This window comes from Reella acinonychis (genome assembly GCF_052384575.1).
Taxonomy (GTDB): domain Bacteria; phylum Pseudomonadota; class Gammaproteobacteria; order Enterobacterales; family Pasteurellaceae; genus JBQSUQ01.
This window is the reverse complement of sequence record NZ_JBQSUQ010000007.1, coordinates 137,336-155,284: the sequence shown is the minus strand read 5'-3', so window position 1 is coordinate 155,284 and position 17,949 is coordinate 137,336. Positions and strand designations below refer to the sequence as shown.

At 38.7% G+C, this 17,949-nt stretch carries 16 protein-coding genes; 2 read left to right on the top strand and 14 right to left on the bottom strand.

Translation table 11 applies throughout. The features are described from left to right. Positions 1-4: 4 nt before the first annotated feature. Positions 5-823: a glycosyltransferase family 8 protein gene (locus ACT2CV_RS04505; RefSeq protein WP_464973602.1), complete on the bottom strand. Its 819-nt coding sequence runs from the start codon at positions 821-823 to the stop codon at positions 5-7. Positions 824-1,024: 201 nt separating this feature from the next. Here ACT2CV_RS04505 and argF point away from each other — a divergent pair, with 201 nt between their 5' ends. Next, complete coding sequence (gene argF / locus ACT2CV_RS04500) at positions 1,025-2,035, top strand: ornithine carbamoyltransferase (RefSeq protein ID WP_464973601.1); 1,011 nt, start codon at positions 1,025-1,027, stop codon at positions 2,033-2,035. 94 nt (positions 2,036-2,129) lie between these two features. Here the strand turns inward: argF and groL are convergent, their stop codons facing one another. The 10 genes from groL to argC all read right to left on the bottom strand — a co-directional run bounded on the left by groL (position 2,130) and on the right by argC (position 12,226). Continuing rightward, the gene (groL, locus tag ACT2CV_RS04495) at positions 2,130-3,773 is read right to left on the bottom strand and encodes a chaperonin GroEL (protein ID WP_464973600.1); all 1,644 of its coding nucleotides are present in this window, start codon (positions 3,771-3,773) and stop codon (positions 2,130-2,132) included. A 73-nt stretch (positions 3,774-3,846) separates the two neighbouring features. Then, positions 3,847-4,137 (bottom strand): co-chaperone GroES, encoded by a 291-nt coding sequence (locus tag ACT2CV_RS04490; protein ID WP_464973599.1) that lies wholly within the window; start codon positions 4,135-4,137, stop codon positions 3,847-3,849. 202 nt (positions 4,138-4,339) lie between these two features. Further along, on the bottom strand, positions 4,340-4,639 hold the full coding sequence (gene fis / locus ACT2CV_RS04485; protein ID WP_464973598.1) for a DNA-binding transcriptional regulator Fis: 300 nt from the start codon (positions 4,637-4,639) through the stop codon (positions 4,340-4,342). Continuing rightward, complete coding sequence (gene dusB, locus ACT2CV_RS04480; protein WP_464973597.1) at positions 4,632-5,615, bottom strand: tRNA dihydrouridine synthase DusB; 984 nt, start codon at positions 5,613-5,615, stop codon at positions 4,632-4,634. Before dusB ends, fis begins: the two co-directional genes overlap by 8 nt. 173 nt (positions 5,616-5,788) lie before the next feature. Then, on the bottom strand, positions 5,789-6,670 hold the full coding sequence (gene prmA, locus ACT2CV_RS04475) for a 50S ribosomal protein L11 methyltransferase (RefSeq protein ID WP_464973596.1): 882 nt from the start codon (positions 6,668-6,670) through the stop codon (positions 5,789-5,791). Positions 6,671-6,727: 57 nt separating this feature from the next. Then, on the bottom strand, positions 6,728-8,128 hold the full coding sequence (locus tag ACT2CV_RS04470; RefSeq protein ID WP_464973595.1) for a multicopper oxidase domain-containing protein: 1,401 nt from the start codon (positions 8,126-8,128) through the stop codon (positions 6,728-6,730). Positions 8,129-8,131: 3 nt separating this feature from the next. Continuing rightward, a complete protein-coding gene (locus ACT2CV_RS04465; protein WP_464973594.1) occupies positions 8,132-8,860 on the bottom strand; it encodes a 1-acylglycerol-3-phosphate O-acyltransferase in 729 nt (242 codons plus the stop codon). Between the two features lie 146 nt (positions 8,861-9,006). Next, entirely contained in the window at positions 9,007-10,383 is a 1,377-nt protein-coding gene (gene argH, locus ACT2CV_RS04460; protein ID WP_464973593.1) for an argininosuccinate lyase, read from the bottom strand. 48 nt (positions 10,384-10,431) lie between these two features. After that, positions 10,432-11,205, bottom strand: a complete 774-nt coding sequence (gene argB, locus ACT2CV_RS04455) for an acetylglutamate kinase (protein ID WP_464973592.1) — start codon at positions 11,203-11,205, stop codon at positions 10,432-10,434. A gap of 10 nt (positions 11,206-11,215) precedes the next feature. Then, positions 11,216-12,226 (bottom strand): N-acetyl-gamma-glutamyl-phosphate reductase, encoded by a 1,011-nt coding sequence (gene argC, locus ACT2CV_RS04450; protein ID WP_464973591.1) that lies wholly within the window; start codon positions 12,224-12,226, stop codon positions 11,216-11,218. 98 nt (positions 12,227-12,324) lie between these two features. On the opposite strand from argC, the gene argE reads away from it, so the two are divergent. After that, positions 12,325-13,464 carry an acetylornithine deacetylase gene (argE, locus tag ACT2CV_RS04445; protein WP_464973590.1) on the top strand — a complete coding sequence of 380 codons (1,140 nt, stop codon included), beginning with the start codon at positions 12,325-12,327 and terminating at the stop codon, positions 13,462-13,464. 19 nt (positions 13,465-13,483) lie between these two features. Here argE and ribF read toward each other — a convergent pair whose 3' ends face one another. The 3 genes from ribF to focA form a co-directional block, all read right to left on the bottom strand. After that, a complete protein-coding gene (gene ribF, locus ACT2CV_RS04440) occupies positions 13,484-14,428 on the bottom strand; it encodes a bifunctional riboflavin kinase/FAD synthetase (protein WP_464973589.1) in 945 nt (314 codons plus the stop codon). Positions 14,429-14,540: 112 nt separating this feature from the next. Then, positions 14,541-16,853: a formate C-acetyltransferase gene (pflB, locus tag ACT2CV_RS04435; RefSeq protein ID WP_464973588.1), complete on the bottom strand. Its 2,313-nt coding sequence runs from the start codon at positions 16,851-16,853 to the stop codon at positions 14,541-14,543. A gap of 110 nt (positions 16,854-16,963) precedes the next feature. Beyond that, entirely contained in the window at positions 16,964-17,827 is an 864-nt protein-coding gene (focA, locus tag ACT2CV_RS04430) for a formate transporter FocA (RefSeq protein ID WP_464973587.1), read from the bottom strand. Positions 17,828-17,949 lie beyond the last annotated feature (122 nt).

Here is a 17,949-nt window from a genome sequence, read left to right as displayed (position 1 = left end):
ACAGCTACATCATTTGGTGATGTTGATAAATCTCATTCCAATCTAAATTAGCATAATCCCAATACAATGAGCGGAAACGGGTTAAATTTTCTAATAACCAAGGTTTGGCTTCTGTATTAAAATGCACAATTAGTGGGAGCTCCTCCCCTAAATCTTCAATGTATTGAGCCATATTAAACCGTTGAAAGAGATAATCACAACCAATTAAATAATTGAATCCTCTATTTAATCGTAGCCAATGGTGTTGATTAAAAATCAAATTTAAAATGCTTTGGTCAGCATCGGGCATTTGATCAATATATTTATTAGATAAATCAATCGCCAATTCGGAAATGTTGTTCTTCCGCCATGCTTCAACATTAATAAGCATGACACCAGCGTTAAAATCAGTTTTCTGATGTATTTTTTCTGCAACATTATCTTTTACCGCAGCTAAAAAATAATTTTCAATATCAATCTGATATAACGACATTAAGTCGCCATTTACAACCAAATCACAGTCAAGATAAAGTGCTTTGGGTTCAATCACATAATCAGCAATAAAATAACGAAAAAAAGTGGAAGCGGAACTAATATGTTGATAGGTTCGATATTGCGCAATTTGCTGATTATTAATTTTTATATCAATAATTTCACTATTCAGGTGAGCTAACTTTTGGTTTAAATGATTAAAGGTTTCTGATGGAATATCTTTATTAAATAAGTAAAATTTAATGTTACGATTATGGTAACAGATAGACTTTATTACTGTGTAAATTTGCGGTAAATAGCGATTATCAGCGCCAAGAACAATAGGCAAACGAAATGGTTGTGAAGATGGCATGGTTTTATCCAATTAATTAGCTATAGATTTGACCAAAGTATAGCAGAATACTCTTCTGTGAGCGCTGATAAAAGAAAAAAGTGCGGTGGATTTTTACAGCGTTTTTACCTCAAAACCAATTTGGCGATAAAACTTTTGAAAAGATCCGATAAATGACTATAATTTTGATTAACAATCATTCATCAATAATAAGGAAGCGCTATGCTTGCAAATACACCTAATCTAAAAAATCGTCATTTCCTACGCTTAATGGATTTTACTCCCAATGAAATTCGTTATTTGCTTGATTTATCTGCGAAATTAAAAGCAGATAAAAAGGCAGGTACAGAAAAACAAACAATGAAGGGTAAAAATATAGCACTCATTTTTGAGAAAAGCTCAACACGTACTCGTTGTGCTTTTGAAGTAGCCGCATTTGATCAGGGTGCAAAAGTGAGTTATATCGGACCGAGCGGCTCACAAATTGGGCATAAAGAATCAATGAAAGATACAGCACGTGTGCTAGGCAGAATGTATGACGGTATTCAATATCGTGGCTTTGGACAAGAATTAGTACAGTTCTTGGCTGATTTCTCAGGCGTGCCGGTGTGGAATGGTTTAACGGATGAATTCCATCCAACGCAAATTTTAGCTGACTTTTTAACCATGCTTGAATATAGCGATAAACCGTTAAATCAAATTAAAATGGCTTATTTAGGCGATGCGCGCAACAATATGGGCAATTCTTTTGTTGAAGGCGCAGCATTAATGGGAATGGATTTACGATTGGTTGCACCAAAACAATTTTTCCCAGAACAAAAATTGTTAGATGAAGTTGCTGAACTTGCTACACAAACAGGGGCAAAAATTACTTGTACAGAAGATGTCGCAGAAGGCGTAAAAGATGTTGATTTCGTTTATACTGATGTTTGGGTATCAATGGGCGAGCCAGAATCAGCTTGGGAAGCAAGAATTAATCTGATGAAGCCTTATCAAGTCAATGCAGAATTAATGAAATTAACGCAAAATCCGAAAGTGAAATTCTTACATTGTTTACCTGCATTCCATGATTCAGAAACCACAGTAGGGAAAGAAATTGCAGAAAAATATGGAATGAATGGTTTGGAAGTAACAGATGAAGTATTTGAATCTGAGGCATCCATTGTGTTTGACGAAGCTGAAAATAGAATGCATACCATTAAAGCTGTGATGGTCGCTACATTAGGTGAATAAGACCATAAAAAGATAACTTTCACCGCCAAAAATAAAAGGACTGTTGCTGATATATTCAGAAACAGTCCTTTAAATTGTGGATTGTTGGGGGGAATTACATCATTCCGCCCATGCCTCCCATTCCGCCCATGCCAGCACCTAGGTCAGCTTTTTCATCTTTCGGTAATTCTGTTACCATACATTCTGTAGTAATCATTAAACCAGCAACAGAAGCTGCGAATTGTAATGCAGAACGAGTCACTTTAGTTGGATCTAAAATACCCATTTCAATCATATCGCCATATTGTTCTGTGCTTGCATTATAACCGAAGTTACCTTCACCAGCTTTAACTGCACTTGCCACAACAGAACCTTCTTCACCTGCATTTTCAACGATTTGACGTAATGGCGATTCCATCGCGCGTAATGCTAAACGAATACCCACATTTTGTTCTTCATTGTCACCGGTTAAGTGCGTTGCAACTTTGCTTGCTGCACGAACTAATGCAACACCACCACCCGCAACGATACCTTCTTCAACCGCTGCACGCGTTGCGTGTAGTGCATCTTCCACACGATCTTTCTTCTCTTTCATTTCAACTTCAGTTGCAGCACCTACTTTGATAACAGCAACACCGCCAGCTAATTTAGCTACGCGTTCTTGTAATTTTTCTTTATCGTAATCAGAAGTAGTTTCTTCAATTTGTTGACGAATTTGAGCTACGCGACCTTTGATTTGTGCTTCATCGCCGATACCATCAATAATAGTGGTATTATCTTTGTTAATTACAACACGTTTAGCTTGACCAAGATCTTCTAAAGTTGCTTTTTCTAACTCCATACCGATTTCTTCTGAAATCACTGTACCTGCAGTAAGAATCGCGATATCTTGTAACATCGCTTTACGACGATCACCAAAACCTGGTGCTTTCACAGCTGCTACTTTTACGATACCACGCATGGTATTCACAACTAAAGTTGCAAGTGCTTCACCTTCCACATCTTCTGCGATGATCAATAATGGTTTACCCGCTTTCGCCACACCTTCTAATACAGGTAATAATTCGCGAATATTAGAGATTTTTTTATCCACTAATAAAATAAATGGATTATCTAATTCAACAGTCGCTGTTTCAGGTTTGTTGATAAAATATGGTGATAAATAACCGCGGTCGAATTGCATACCTTCTACAACCGCTAATTCATCTTCTAACCCCGTACCATCTTCAACAGTGATAACGCCTTCTTTGCCCACTTTTTCCATTGCTTGAGCGATTAATTTACCCACAATGTTGTCAGAGTTTGCAGAAATCGTACCCACTTGCTCAATTTCTTTTGAAGTTTCACATGGTTTTGAAAGTGCTTTTAATTCTGCAACAACTGCAGTAACCGCTTTATCAATACCACGTTTTAGATCCATTGGATTCATGCCTGCAGCAACCGCTTTCAAGCCTTCGTTAACAATAGCTTGCGCTAAAACTGTCGCTGTTGTTGTACCATCACCAGCAGCATCATTGGCTTTAGAAGCAACTTCTTTCACCATTTGTGCCCCCATGTTTTCGAATTTATCCGCTAATTCAATTTCACGAGCAACTGACACACCATCTTTTGTAATGGTTGGCGCGCCAAAGGCTTTATCTAATACCACATTACGACCTTTAGGACCTAAAGTTACTTTCACTGCATCTGCTAATACATTCACGCCTGCTAACATTTTTACACGAGCATCGTTACCAAATTTTACGTCTTTTGCTGCCATTTTATTTTTCCTTTTTTAACGGACGCCAATATGACATCCCTATAAATTTAAACCAAAGTATTTGAGGGACAAATTATTCTACAATCGCTAAAATATCGTTCTCAGAAACGATTAATACTTCTTCGCCATCAATTTTTTCGCTTTTTACGCCGTAACCATCATTGAAAATCACAGTATCGCCAACTTTTACATCTAAAGGTTGCACTGTGCCATTTTCTAAAATGCGACCTTTGCCCACTGCAATCACTTTAGCGCGGGTTGATTTGGTTGCTGCTGAGCCGGTTAATACGATACCGCCTGCTGACTTAGTTTCAACTTCTTCACGTTTGATAATTACACGATCGTGTAAAGGACGAATTGCCATTTTGAATTTCCTCTAAAGTAAGATTTGTAACAAATGTGAGGATTATATGGGGAAGAAATTTATGCTTTCAAGAGTGAAATGTAAAATAATTTGATTTTAATAAAAGAAAGTACAAAAAGTGCGGTGCATTTTGAAGACTTTTTTGAGAGAAAGAAAAAATGGCTCACAACGAGCCATTTAGAAGAGATCTTAAGCCAATCAATTAGCCCATACCATATTGTTTTAATTTTTTGCGTAATGTGCCACGATTGATACCCAACATTAATGCTGCACGAGTTTGGTTACCACGAGTATGTTGCATAACCATGTCTAACATCGGTTGTTCAACTTCTGCTAAAACCAGTTCATAAAGATCGTTAACATCTTGCCCATCAAGTTGTACTAAGTAATTTTTTAATGCACGTTTTACTGAATCACGTAAAGGTTTGCTCACAGTTTGAGATTGTGCATTTAATTCTGGCACGATAAACATATTTGTAGAAGTTGTAGTTTGTTCAAACATTGTTGTTTCCATAGCGAATAAAATTAAAAAAATCTTCCAATGCAACTAATTGTTCATCCGCAGATGTAATCGCATTAAAAGTCTGTTTAAAATCGGAATCAGGAAAAATTCCTTGTAAATACCAACCCACATGTTTGCGCGCAATTCTGTAGCCTTTTTCAGCACCATAGAATTGATGTAATGCCGCAATATGTTGCAAAATTACACCGCACTTTTCTGCTAGGTCAGGTTCCGATAATAATGAATTTGTTTCAATTAAGCTGACCATCGACCGAAATAGCCAAGGCTGACCTAATGCCCCACGCCCAATCATTATGGCATCCGCTCCCGTATAATCGAGAACAAATTTTGCTTTTTCTACGGTTGTAATATCACCATTAGCAATGATTGGAATCGAAACTGCTTGTTTAACCGCTTTAATATTGTCGTATTCTGCCTCACCTTCAAATAAACATTCTCTTGTGCGTCCATGAATAGTGAGTGCTTGAATACCGCTTTGTTGTGCGATTTTAGCAATTTCTACGCAATTCCGATGTTGGCGATCCCAACCTGTGCGAATTTTTAATGTGACAGGCACGTCCACTGCATTGACCACCGCCTCAAGTATTTTTGCGACCAAATCGGGATATTGTAACAAGGCAGAACCTGCCAGTTTTTTATTTACCTTTTTAGCTGGACAACCCATATTAATATCAATAATTTGAGCGCCATATTCCACATTTACTTGAGCCGCTAACGCCATTTCTTCAGGGTCTGCGCCTGCAATTTGTACCGCATTTATACCCGCATCTTGATGATGAGATAAACGCAGTTTTGATTTTTCTGTATGCCAAACCTGAGGATTTGTGGACATCATTTCAGAGAAGGTCAACCCTGCACCATAACTTGCACAAAGTTTACGAAATGGTTGATCCGTAATCCCCGCCATTGGTGCCAACAAAATGCGATTTTTTAATTGATATTGACCAATTCGCATTATGGACTCCAATGTAAACAAAACAGAAAAAAGAAACCGAATATTATTGGTTAAATATTCGGCTATCGTTACCGACAAGGGATGCTATGATACGCACTTTTGAAGGGTTTGAAAAGCATAATTTTTAAACAAAACACAGAAAAATATGCCTTTCTCTAGTTGACTTTTACGAATTAAGCCAATTTCCCTGTAATTCGGCACCATTCCTCACGTTCTACCACAGGATCAAGACTGAATTTTTGTTGGTAAGTTTCACATACTGAAGGCGCTTGACTCGCTAAAATCCCTGATAAACCTAAATCACCATTGTCATTTGCCAGTTGGCTAATAATCGGGTAAAGCTCTTTTAGTGGCCCTGCCAAAATGTTCGCCACCACAATATCGGCTTTTAAATCTTCTGATTTTTCGTGCGATAAGAAAAGTTGTAGGCGATCTGCTACACCATTTTGTTCCGCATTATTGCGGCTCGCTAAAATTGCTTGCGGATCAATATCAATTCCCACCGCACTTTTCGCGCCTAATTTGAGTGCAGCAATCGCTAAAATACCTGAGCCACAACCAAAATCAATCACTGTTTTTCCTTCAAGATCTAAACTATCCAACCATTCTAAACAAAGCGCTGTAGTGGGATGTGTGCCTGTACCAAATGCCAAACCGGGATCAAGCATCACATTAACCGCATTTTCATCGGGCACTTCACGCCAAGTTGGGCAAATCCATAAACGCTTGCCGAATTGCATTGGATGGAAATTATCCATCCACTCACGTTCCCAATCCTTATCTTCAATTTGCTCAATTTTATAAGCAAAATCAGTTTCCAATAAGCCACTCTGCTGAAGTGCGGTTAAAATAGGCTGCATATCTGTTTCTGCATCAAATAACGCCATTACATCTGTATTGCCCCAAAGACGTGTTTCGCCCGGTAATGGCTCGAAAATCGGGGTATCTTGGCTGTCCATAAAGGTAACAGATACGGAACCTAATTCTTCCAAAAAATCGCTAATTTTTTCTGCTTTTTCATTGGTGCTATTCAAACGAATTTGTACCCAAGCCATAATCATTCCTTCTTATTCAAGTAAAAAGTGCGGTTATTTCCACCGCACTTTTGTTTGTTACTGTACTACAATCAACCCAATCGCGCCTTTATCTGCCTGCATTAAATCTGCCGCGCCAAAAATAAAGGGCTGCGAATTGGAGGATAAATTATCAAATTTCACTAATAATGAGGCTTGTTTTTCAATCCAAACCGCATCTTTCCACACCAGCTCATCACTTGTCGTTTGCACATTGTCTTTGCTTTCAATCAGGAATTTTGCCCCTTGAATACGAAAGCCAGTCGCGGACGAAACAGACAACGTCCAACGTTCCACTGAACCTTGTTTCGCATTCACATCAATGCGGCGAGGATCAAAACGTTTTTGATTAATCATTGAGTTGAGCGTATCCAAATGGAATTGGCGCTCTTGTGCAATTTCCGTTGGTAAACTAGCATACTGACTAAATTGGTAATCAGGTTTATTGGTGAAAACAGAAAGTAAACCTTCTGGACGCAATTCTAATACGGTATTGTCGCTAAGTTGGTTATCACTATCGAAGAAAAGTCCCACTTTATCAATAAAACCACGTTTTTTACCCACAATTAAACTAACGTTGCCACCTTCATTGAGATCCACCAATAATTCAATACGTTCACTTATTCCAAGCATGACAGAAGTCACTTTTTTAGGCTGTGGAAGAAATCCTTGATCCTGTGCAATAACGAAAAACTCGCGATCATCATCTAAACGTAATTCATAGGCTCTGGATAACGAAGCATTGACTAAGCGTAAGCGAACCCAACCACGTGCCACATTTAAATAAGGAGCTTCTTGCCCATTAACCAACAAACGATTACCGAAAAAGTGCGGTTCATTTTGTTGAAATAATTGCGTTCCCTCATCATTGAGTTGTACATCCTGCAGAATTAGCGGAATATCGTTGACACCATATTTATTCGGTAAATTAGCTTTGCGGCTTTCATCATCTTCAATAATCCACATCCCAACTAAACCGCGGTAATTTTGATAAGCGGAGCTCGCAAGGGAACAAGATTGATAATAACAAGTCGCGGCTGATTGCGTAATTGGCACAATAGGGGCCCAATGTTGCCCTGTTTTTAAGCCATGACCAATACCGCCGAGGATATCACTACTTACTTGCAATCCCTGAATATTCATCGCCACAAGTTGTGGCAATAAATTGCGATAATTCAGCTTAACAAAATCCCCTTTTCTCACCTTAACAGTTGGTCCTAAATATTGTCCGTTAAAACCCCAAAGTTCTACGATTTTTTCATTGTTGACCTTAACTTGCGTGCTTTCTAAGCTAAGAAAAATAGGTTTACCTCGACGACTTTCTAACAATGGTGGAATACGCAAAGCCTCTCTGCTTGCCGCAATTAACGACATTGGCAATAGACTAATTGCTGAAGCAATAGCGGTTTGACGAAATAATTGGCGACGAGATAGCTTCATAGATTAACTCTGCTGTGATTGCGCAATTTCTTGATCTAATTCATTAATACGTTGTAGCATAATCTGATGGCAATAGCCGGCAAATTCACGTACATTTTCTTTGCTAAATTGACGACTATCAATAGGCGGCAACATTTCGCAAATCACCTTGCCATTATCCCAACGATTAAGATCAATTTTTCCTTGTGTCGTCGAACAAACCACAGGCACAATAGGCACATCTGCTGCTAAAGCTGCGTGAAATGCACCCGTTTTAAATGGTAGTAAACCTCGACCGCGACTACGAGTACCTTCAGGGAACATCCAAACGGATAAATCATCTTCATTGATACGACGAGCCAATTCGCCCATTGTATTATGCGCTTTATTACGATTATCTCGATCTAAAAGAATATTCCCCGTTGCCCAATACACTAAACCAAAAAAGGGAATCCAAATCAGGCTTTTTTTGCCCACACTAACAGTTCGAGGTCTCATCATATAAGCGATGGTCACCATATCATAATTATTTTGGTGATTGCCGATGTAAATACAACGCCCAAATTCCTCCACGTTATCAGGAAAACGATGTTCCACTTTTAAGCCAAACAAAGGATATAAACGTCCAAACCAACGCGCGACTACACTGACATTATTCGGGTTTCTAAAATGAATAAGCGAATAAATTGTGCCTAATAAACAAATCAAAATACAACAAAGCACAACAACAATAATTCTCGCAATTTTTAGCATAATAAAGTCCTTACAAAAATTTTAGCCAGTATAGCGGAAATCATGACTACTGTGTAGGATTTCGGATAAATGAAATAAAAAGTGCGGTTAAAAATAAATGAGTTTTAAAAGCCCCAATCGCAAGATTAGGGCTTTGATAAAGAAAATTAGATTTGAACTCTCTCTTTTGCTTCCGCAATGGCTTCGGCAACACGAATTGGAGAGACACCACCTTTTGCACAACGTTTATCAAGACAAGATTGTAATGAGAGAATGTCGTAAACATCTTCATCAACTACATCGCTGAATTGACGGAATTCGGCAACACTGAGATCTTCTAAACCTTTTTGTACTTTGATTGCATATACCACTGTTTCACCAACAATATGGTGTGAATCGCGGAATGGTACGCCTTTCGCCACTAAGTAATCGGCTAATTCTGTTGCATTTGAATAGCCTTTTAATGCTGCTTCGCGTGTACGTTCTACATTCACTTTGATATCTTCAAGTACAAAAACAGCCATGCCTAAACAATCATGCCAAGTGTCTAAGGCATCAAAAATGCCTTCTTTATCCTCTTGCATATCTTTGTTGTAAGCGAGAGGCAAGCCTTTTACTGTGGTTAACATACCCATTAACGAGCCGATTACACGCCCTGTTTTACCACGAATGAGTTCACATGCATCGGGGTTTTTCTTCTGTGGCATTAATGAAGAGCCTGAAGTAACACGATCAGATAATTCGACAAAATCTGCTTCCCCGCTGTTAAAAATAATCATATCTTCTGCAAAACGCGAAAGGTGCGCCATACTTAAAGACGCTGCGGAAAGTAATTCAATAATATGATCGCGATCAGATACGCTATCTAAACTGTTACGTGTCGCGCTACTAAAACCTAAGTCTTTTGCTAATAATTCACGATCAATCGGATAAGCCGTCCCTGCTAAGGCACCACTCCCCAATGGACAAGTATTCATTCGGTTATAAGCATCTGTTAAACGAGAATAATCACGTTCTAACATTTCCACATAAGCCATGCACCAATGAGCAAAACTAATGGGTTGTGCACGTTGTAAATGCGTATATCCTGGCATAACTGCATGTTGATTCTGCTCAGCTGTTTGCACTAATTTGGCTTGAAATTCACGAATAGCATATTTCAAATCAATCACTTGCTGTTTGCACCACATTTTGATATCAAGTGCAACTTGGTCATTTCGGCTACGACCTGTGTGCAATTTTTTACCAAGATTGCCCACTTTATCAATTAACTTACTTTCAACCCAGCTATGAATATCTTCCGCGTCATCTTGCAAAATCGCTTGTGGATTTGACCGCACTTCGATTAATAATTCATTGAGCGCTTTCTCTAATTGTTGTTGTTCCTCTTGGCTCAGCACATTTACGGTGACTAAAGCCTTTGACCAACCAATCGAGCCTTCAATATCTTGTTCTGCTAAACGATAATCAAAACGTAGTGAATCATTAAAATCTTTAAAACGTTTATCTGCCGCTTGGGTAAAACGACCGCCCCATAGAGCCATATGTTATTCCTTTTATATTTTAAGTTATTTAATTAGGTGAAAGCGAAGTTAAGGTGTAATTCGGGTACCAATGATTTCGCCTGCAAAAAGTGCGGTGAGTTTTTCAGGATATTTCCAATTAGCAATATCAACCCCACTATTAAGCATTTTTGCTGCTTCCAATGCGGCATTCACTTTAACAATCATACCATCAGTAATCACTTTATCTGCGATTAACTGCTCAATTTGTGCGGCATTTAATTGCGGAATAAGTTGTTTATTGCCATCAAGCACGCCATTTACATCAGAAAGCATAACTAAATCAGCACCAATCAATGCAGCAATCGCAGTTGCGGCTTGATCTGCATTAACATTCATCAATCGACCTTGTTCATCAACAGCAATGGAGGTAATGATCGGTAAAAATGCGCCAGCGAGTAAATTGTCTAATAAAGTAGGATCATTTGGCACAACGTTCGCCACATGACCTAATTCTTCGTCTAATTGAGAGGCTTTGGTCATGTTACCATCGGCTAAGCAAAGCCCCACAGGATTGAGGTTAAATTTTGCAGCCTGCGCGACCAAAGTTTTGTTCGCGGTTCCCGCTAAGGCACCAACAATAATGTCGATTTGATCACTTGGTGTAACGCGCAATCCATTTTTCTTTTGCACTGGTAGATTTAAGCGTTTCATTAAATCATCCACTAGGCAGCCACCACCATGAACAATAAGCAGTGGACGAGCAAAATCTTTCGCATAATTAGCTAAAGCAGTGAATAAATTTTCCATTGCAACAGGTGTATCGAGCAATACACCACCAAGTTTTATCACTAAAGGTTTCATCTTATTTTCCTTATATTAATGCCAAGGCTTCAGGGTAACCAAAACGAATATTAGCACATTGGACTGCTTGCGCTGCCGCCCCTTTTAATAAATTGTCCTCTGCGCCCACAATAATAATGTGACCATTTTGGGTTGCAAAACCAATATCGCAATAAGGCGTGAATTCAACCGCTTTAATGCTAGGTAAACCCTGCTCATATAAACGCACTAATGGGCGATGATTATAATATTGTTGATAAGCCGATTTGATTTGTTCATCTGTTACGCCCGCTTTTAATTTAGCTGTAATGGTCGCGAGAATGCCACGTTTGAAATTCCCTAAGTGCGGTGTAAAAATCACTTCCGTTCCTAAATGTGTGGCTATTTCAGGTTGATGACGATGATTAAATACGCCATAAGCATTTAAGCTCACCTCACAGAAACTGCTAGTTAAAGAAGCCTTACGCCCCGCGCCACTAACACCACTCACCGCATTAATAACAGGCAAATGTGTTAACTCTAATAAATGATTTTCAATCAGAGGTTTGAGGCAAAGTTGAGAAACCGTCGGATAACACCCCGCCACAGCAACCAAATCCGTTTCTTCAATTTGTTTATAATTCCATTCCGCTAACCCATAAACTGCTTGCGCTAATAATTCAGGATATTTATGTTCAAAGCCATAGAATTGCTGATAAAACTCTGGGTTATTTACGCGGAATGCACCTGATAAATCAAAGACTTGGCAGCCATTTTGCAAGAAAATAGGTGCAATATTATGGCTGACTTCATGTGCAGTAGCTAAAAATACCATATCCGTCTGAATCGCTAAGTTTTCTAATTGCTCAGGCAAAGGCTGTAACACAAGATCACAAATTGAACGCAGCTGAGGATATAAATGAGAAATCGGTTTATGCGCATCTTGGCTTTGGCTCGACACATAAAGTCCGGCTAAGTCAAAATGGGGATGGCGAGTGAGAATTTGTGCAAGTTCTGCGCCAGTATAACCACTTGCGCCAATAATGATTGCTTTTTGTGTCATGATTTATCCCGTATAATATAAGAAACAGCCATTCTATTGATTATTTATGCTATTATTCTGCATAAATATTTAAAAATCAACCATTATAGGTTAATGCAATGAAAAAATTTCCATCATTTCTTAATATGTATGCTGACCTCATCGCTTCACCAACGATTAGTAGCCTCTCACAAAACGAAGATCAATCTAACCGCGCTTTAATTGAATTGCTCGCGACTTGGTTGCAAGATTTAGGTTTCCGAGTGGATATTTTACCCATTGAGAATACGCATAAGTATAATCTACTTGCTACTTATGGTGAAGGTGAAGGAGGATTATTGCTATCTGGGCATACGGACACCGTTCCTTTCGATGAAGGACGTTGGCAATTCAATCCCTTCAAACTTACCGAAAAAGACGGAAAATTATATGGGCTTGGTACAGCGGATATGAAAGGCTTTTTTGCTTTTGTATTGGATGCTATTCAACAAATTGACCTAACTAAATTAACTAAGCCATTGCGCATATTAGCTACCGCAGATGAGGAAACTTCTATGCTCGGCATTCGCACTTTTGTACAACATAGCCATATTCGTCCTGATTGTGCCATTGTGGGCGAGCCGACCTCCTTACGTCCTGTACGAGCGCACAAAGGGCATTTAGCCAAAGGGCTGCGCATTATTGGTAAAAGTGGACATTCAAGCGATCCTGCTCGTGGCATTAACGCCATTGATATCATGCACCAAGCAACAGGTTATTTGATTGAAATGCGCAATGAATTACAACAAAAATATCATCATGCTGGTTTTGAAGTGCCTTATCCAACCATGAATTTTGGTTCAATTCAAGGAGGAGATGCGGTCAATCGTATTTGTGCTTGTTGTGAATTACATTTTGATTTACGTCCTTTGCCTGCGATGACCGTCAATGATTTGGATGATATGTTACGTGAAAAACTGGCCCCACTCTTTGAACAATATGGCGATCGATTGAGTTTACAAAATTTGCATGAACCAACTCCAGGTTATGAATGTGAACATTCTGCCCAAGTGGTGCAAGTGGTCGAAAAATTACTAGGTGAGAAATGTGAAATTGTGAATTACTGCACAGAAGCACCATTTATCCAACAACTTTGCCCAACATTAGTGCTTGGACCGGGTTCAATAGAACAAGCTCATCAACCAGATGAATACCTGTCCACTGAATTTATTCAACCAACAAGAGACTTGTTGACCAAATTAATCGCTCACTTCTGCTAATCAAAAAGTGCGGTGAATTTCACCGCACTTTTGTTTTTTCTGACTCAAACCACTGCCTTGCTTCTCGTTCATCTTGCTGAATTTGTTCTTTAAGCGCCTCAAGTGAAGGGAATTTCATTTCATCCCTTAGCTTATGGCAAAATTCAACTTGAATATTTTCACCATATAAATTCTGATTGAAATCAAAGAGATGCACTTCCAACAATTGACGAACACCATTTACTGTTGGGCGTAATCCTATATTCGCAACGCCTTGTACTAACAATCCATTTTTCAATATCACTTGTACCGCATACACGCCTTTAATTGGTGTAACTTGCCGTTGTAAGCGGATGTTCGCAGTGGGAAAACCAATGGTGCGTCCCAATTTTTTACCATGAATCACTTTGCCCCAAATGCGATAAGGACGCCCCAATAAAGTCTGTGCTTGTGCCAACTGATTGTCGGCTAATGCTTCTCGAATCGCAGTGCTACTAACACGCAGTTCATTTAGACAAAAAGTGCGGTTATTTTCTACCTCAAATCCATATTTATTGCCGACCTCTTGCAACAAGACGAAATTACCTTGCCTCATTGCGCCAAAATGAAAATCATCGCCAATACTGAGAAACTTCACTTTTAATTTTTCAACTAATAAGGTATCAATAAAGGCCTGAGCTGTTTGTTCAGCAAAAGTGCGGTCAAATTTAGCGCAAATCACATAATCTACACCGGCTTGCTGTAAATAATGCAATTTATCACGTAACCGCATTAAACGAGCAGGCGCTTTTTCCCCCAGAAAATATTCTCGAGGTTGTGGCTCAAATATCATTACCGCTGTAGGCAAATTGAGCGTTTTCGCCTTTTGTGTTAGATGGCGCAAAATAGCTTGATGACCTAAATGGACACCATCAAAATTACCAATCGTTAGCGCACAAGCAGGAAAGTCTGAGGGAATTTGTCTTATTCCACGAATAAGCTGCATATTAATCTAAGATAAAATCTGTTTTATAAAAATGTGTCGACATTTTAATTAAAAATAATAAAAAATCCACTCAACTTTTCAGTTGAGTGGATAATTCATTAGTGAAAACTAATTACATCGCTTGAGTAAAGGTACGAGTAATTACGTCTTGTTGTTGCTCTTTAGTTAAAGAGTTGAAACGAACTGCGTAACCAGATACACGAATGGTTAATTGAGGATATTTCTCTGGATTTTCCATTGCGTCTAGTAACATTTCGCGGTTCATTACGTTAACATTTAAGTGTTGACCACCTTCTACTGTTGCTTCGTGGTGGAAATAACCATCCATTAAGCCCGCAAGGTTACGTTTTTGTGCTTCATAATCTTTACCTAACGCATTTGGTACGATTGAGAAGGTATAAGAAATACCGTCTTTCGCATAAGCAAATGGCAATTTAGCAACTGAGGTTAATGAAGCTACCGCACCTTTTTGGTCACGACCATGCATTGGGTTAGCACCTGGTCCAAATGGTGCACCTGAACGACGACCATCTGGAGTATTACCTGTTTTCTTACCATAAACCACGTTAGAAGTAATAGTAAGTACTGATTGTGTAGGTACTGCATTACGATAAGTTTTGTGAGTTTGAATTTTCTTCATGAAACGTTCAACTAAATCTACCGCAATATCATCTACACGTGGGTCGTTATTACCGAATTGTGGATATTCGCCTTCGATTTCGAAGTCAATTGCAACATTAGATGCAATAACATTGCCTTCTTTATCTTTGATATCGCCACGAATTGGTTTTACTTTCGCATATTTAATCGCAGATAATGAGTCAGCCGCAACAGAAAGACCTGCGATACCACAAGCCATTGTGCGATAAACATCGCGATCATGGAATGCCATTAACGCAGCTTCATAGCTGTATTTATCATGCATAAAGTGGATGATATTTAATGCAGTAACATACTGAGTTGCTAACCAATCCATAAAATTATCTAAACGAGGCATTACATCGTCAAAGCTTAATACTTCGTCTTTGATTAGATCTGTTTTTGGACCAACTTGTAAGCCTGATTTTTCATCAATACCACCGTTGATTGCGTATAATAATGTTTTCGCTAAGTTTGCACGTGCACCGAAGAATTGCATCATTTTACCTACAATCATTGGGCTCACGCAGCAAGCAATTGCGTAGTCATCATTATTGAAGTCTGGGCGCATTAAGTCATCGTTTTCATATTGAACTGATGAAGTATCAATAGATACTTTCGCACAATAACGTTTGAATGCTTCAGGTAATTGTTCAGACCATAAAATAGTTAAGTTTGGCTCTGGTGATGGCCCCATTGTGTAAAGGGTGTGTAAGATACGGAAGCTGTTTTTAGTTACTAAAGTACGACCGTCTAAACCCATACCCGCTAAGGTTTCTGTTGCCCACATTGGGTCGCCTGAGAATAATTGATCATATTCTGGTGTACGTAAGAAACGAACCATACGTAATTTCATTACTAAGTGGTCAATTAATTCTTGTGCTTCTTGTTCAGTGATAACACCTTTTTGTAAGTCACGTTCGATGTAAATATCTAAGAAGCTAGATACACGACCGAATGACATAGCTGCACCATTTTGAGATTTAACCGCTGATAAATACGCAAAATAGGTCCATTGAACCGCTTCTTGTGCATTTGTTGCTGGATTTGAAATATCAAAACCATAAGATGCAGCCATTTCTTTCATTTTGCCTAAAGCGCGGTGTTGTTCAGCAATTTCTTCACGTAATTGAATTGTTGCTTGGATATCTTCACCCGCTTCTAAGCGAGGTTGTAATGAAGCAAATTGTTTTTTCTTATCTGCCATCAAGAAATCTGCGCCATATACAGCTAAACGACGGTAGTCACCGATAATACGGCCACGACCATAAGCATCTGGTAAACCAGTGATTACGCCAGATTTGCGGCAGCGTAAAATGTCTGGGGTGTAAACATCAAATACACCTTGGTTATGCGTTTTACGATATTCAGTAAAAATATGTTCAACTTGTGGATCAAGTTTACGACCATAAACTTCACAAGACCCTTTAACCATTTTGATACCACCAAATGGCATGATAGCGCGTTTTAATGGCGCATCAGTTTGTAAACCAACAATCTTTTCAAGATCTTTATTGATGTAACCAGGTTTGTGTGAAGTAATTGTTGATGGGTTGTCTGTATCGAAATCTAACGGCTCATGCGTTTTATTTTCGATTTTGATGCCTTCCATCACTTGAGCCCACAACGCTTGAGTTGCAGGAGTCACTTCAGCTAAAAAAGACTCGTCGCCTTCATATGGGGTGTAGTTTGTTTGAATGAAGTCACGTAAGTTAACTTCTTCTTGCCAAACACCAGGTTTAAAACCTTCCCATGCTTTTTTTTGCGCTTCAGTTAATTGAGCCATAATACTTCCTTTAGTACTAATAATTGAAAGAAAAACGTTTATAAGTGCGGTCAAAACCCATACAGTTTTGACCGCACTTTTGAACTAAAATTCAGCAGTATTTGTTACTATTAATGATGATCATGTGGTCTATTAGTATACCACTGCATTAACGCAACACAAACACCGCCACCGACAATATTACCAAGGGTAACTGGAATTAAATTTTTCACTACAAAGTGATATACATCCAAATCCGCATATTGTTCTGGATTAATCCCTAGTGCTTGCCAAAACTCTGGGGTACTAAAATGTGCGGTAACCATGCCCATTGGGATCATAAACATATTCGCCACACTGTGTTCAAAACCAGCTGATACAAATAAGCCGATTGGTAAAATCTGAACTAAAATTTTATCCGTTAAGGTTTTACCTGCATATGTCATATATACAGCTAAACACACCATGATGTTACACAAAATACCTAAGCAGAATGCTTCATACCAAGTATCATGATGAATTTTATGTTGTGCGGTTTTTAATATTGTTAAACCCCATTGACCATTCGCTGCCATCGTCTGACCAGCAAACCAGATCAACATGACAATAAATAACGCTCCAACAAAATTACCAAAATAAACAACTACCCAGTTGCGAAGCATTTGGAAAAGAGAAATTTTTCCTTCTGCTTTTGCTACCATGGTCATGGTTGATGATGTAAATAATTCACATCCCAAAATAACAACCATAATTACCCCAACAGAGAAAACTAATCCCCCAACTAATTTAGTTAATCCCCAAGGAGCACCTGCACTGGCAGTTTGAGTAGTAGTATAGAAAACAAAGGCTAGAGCAATTAATGCACCGGCAGTAATTGCAGATAGGAAAGAATAGAATTGATGTTTTTTGGCTTTATACGCACCAGCTGATGAACAAATTTCCGCCATGGTAGCAGGTGTCGCCATTACCGTTGATACATTTTCTTCGTTTTTCATAGTTTAGTACCTTTTATGAATTATATTAATTAAGCACCCTAAACGACAGAGTAAAACTAAAATTTTTTTGAAAATTTACAACTTTTTTTAGGTCTCTAATTATAATCCTCTCGCCACTGAAT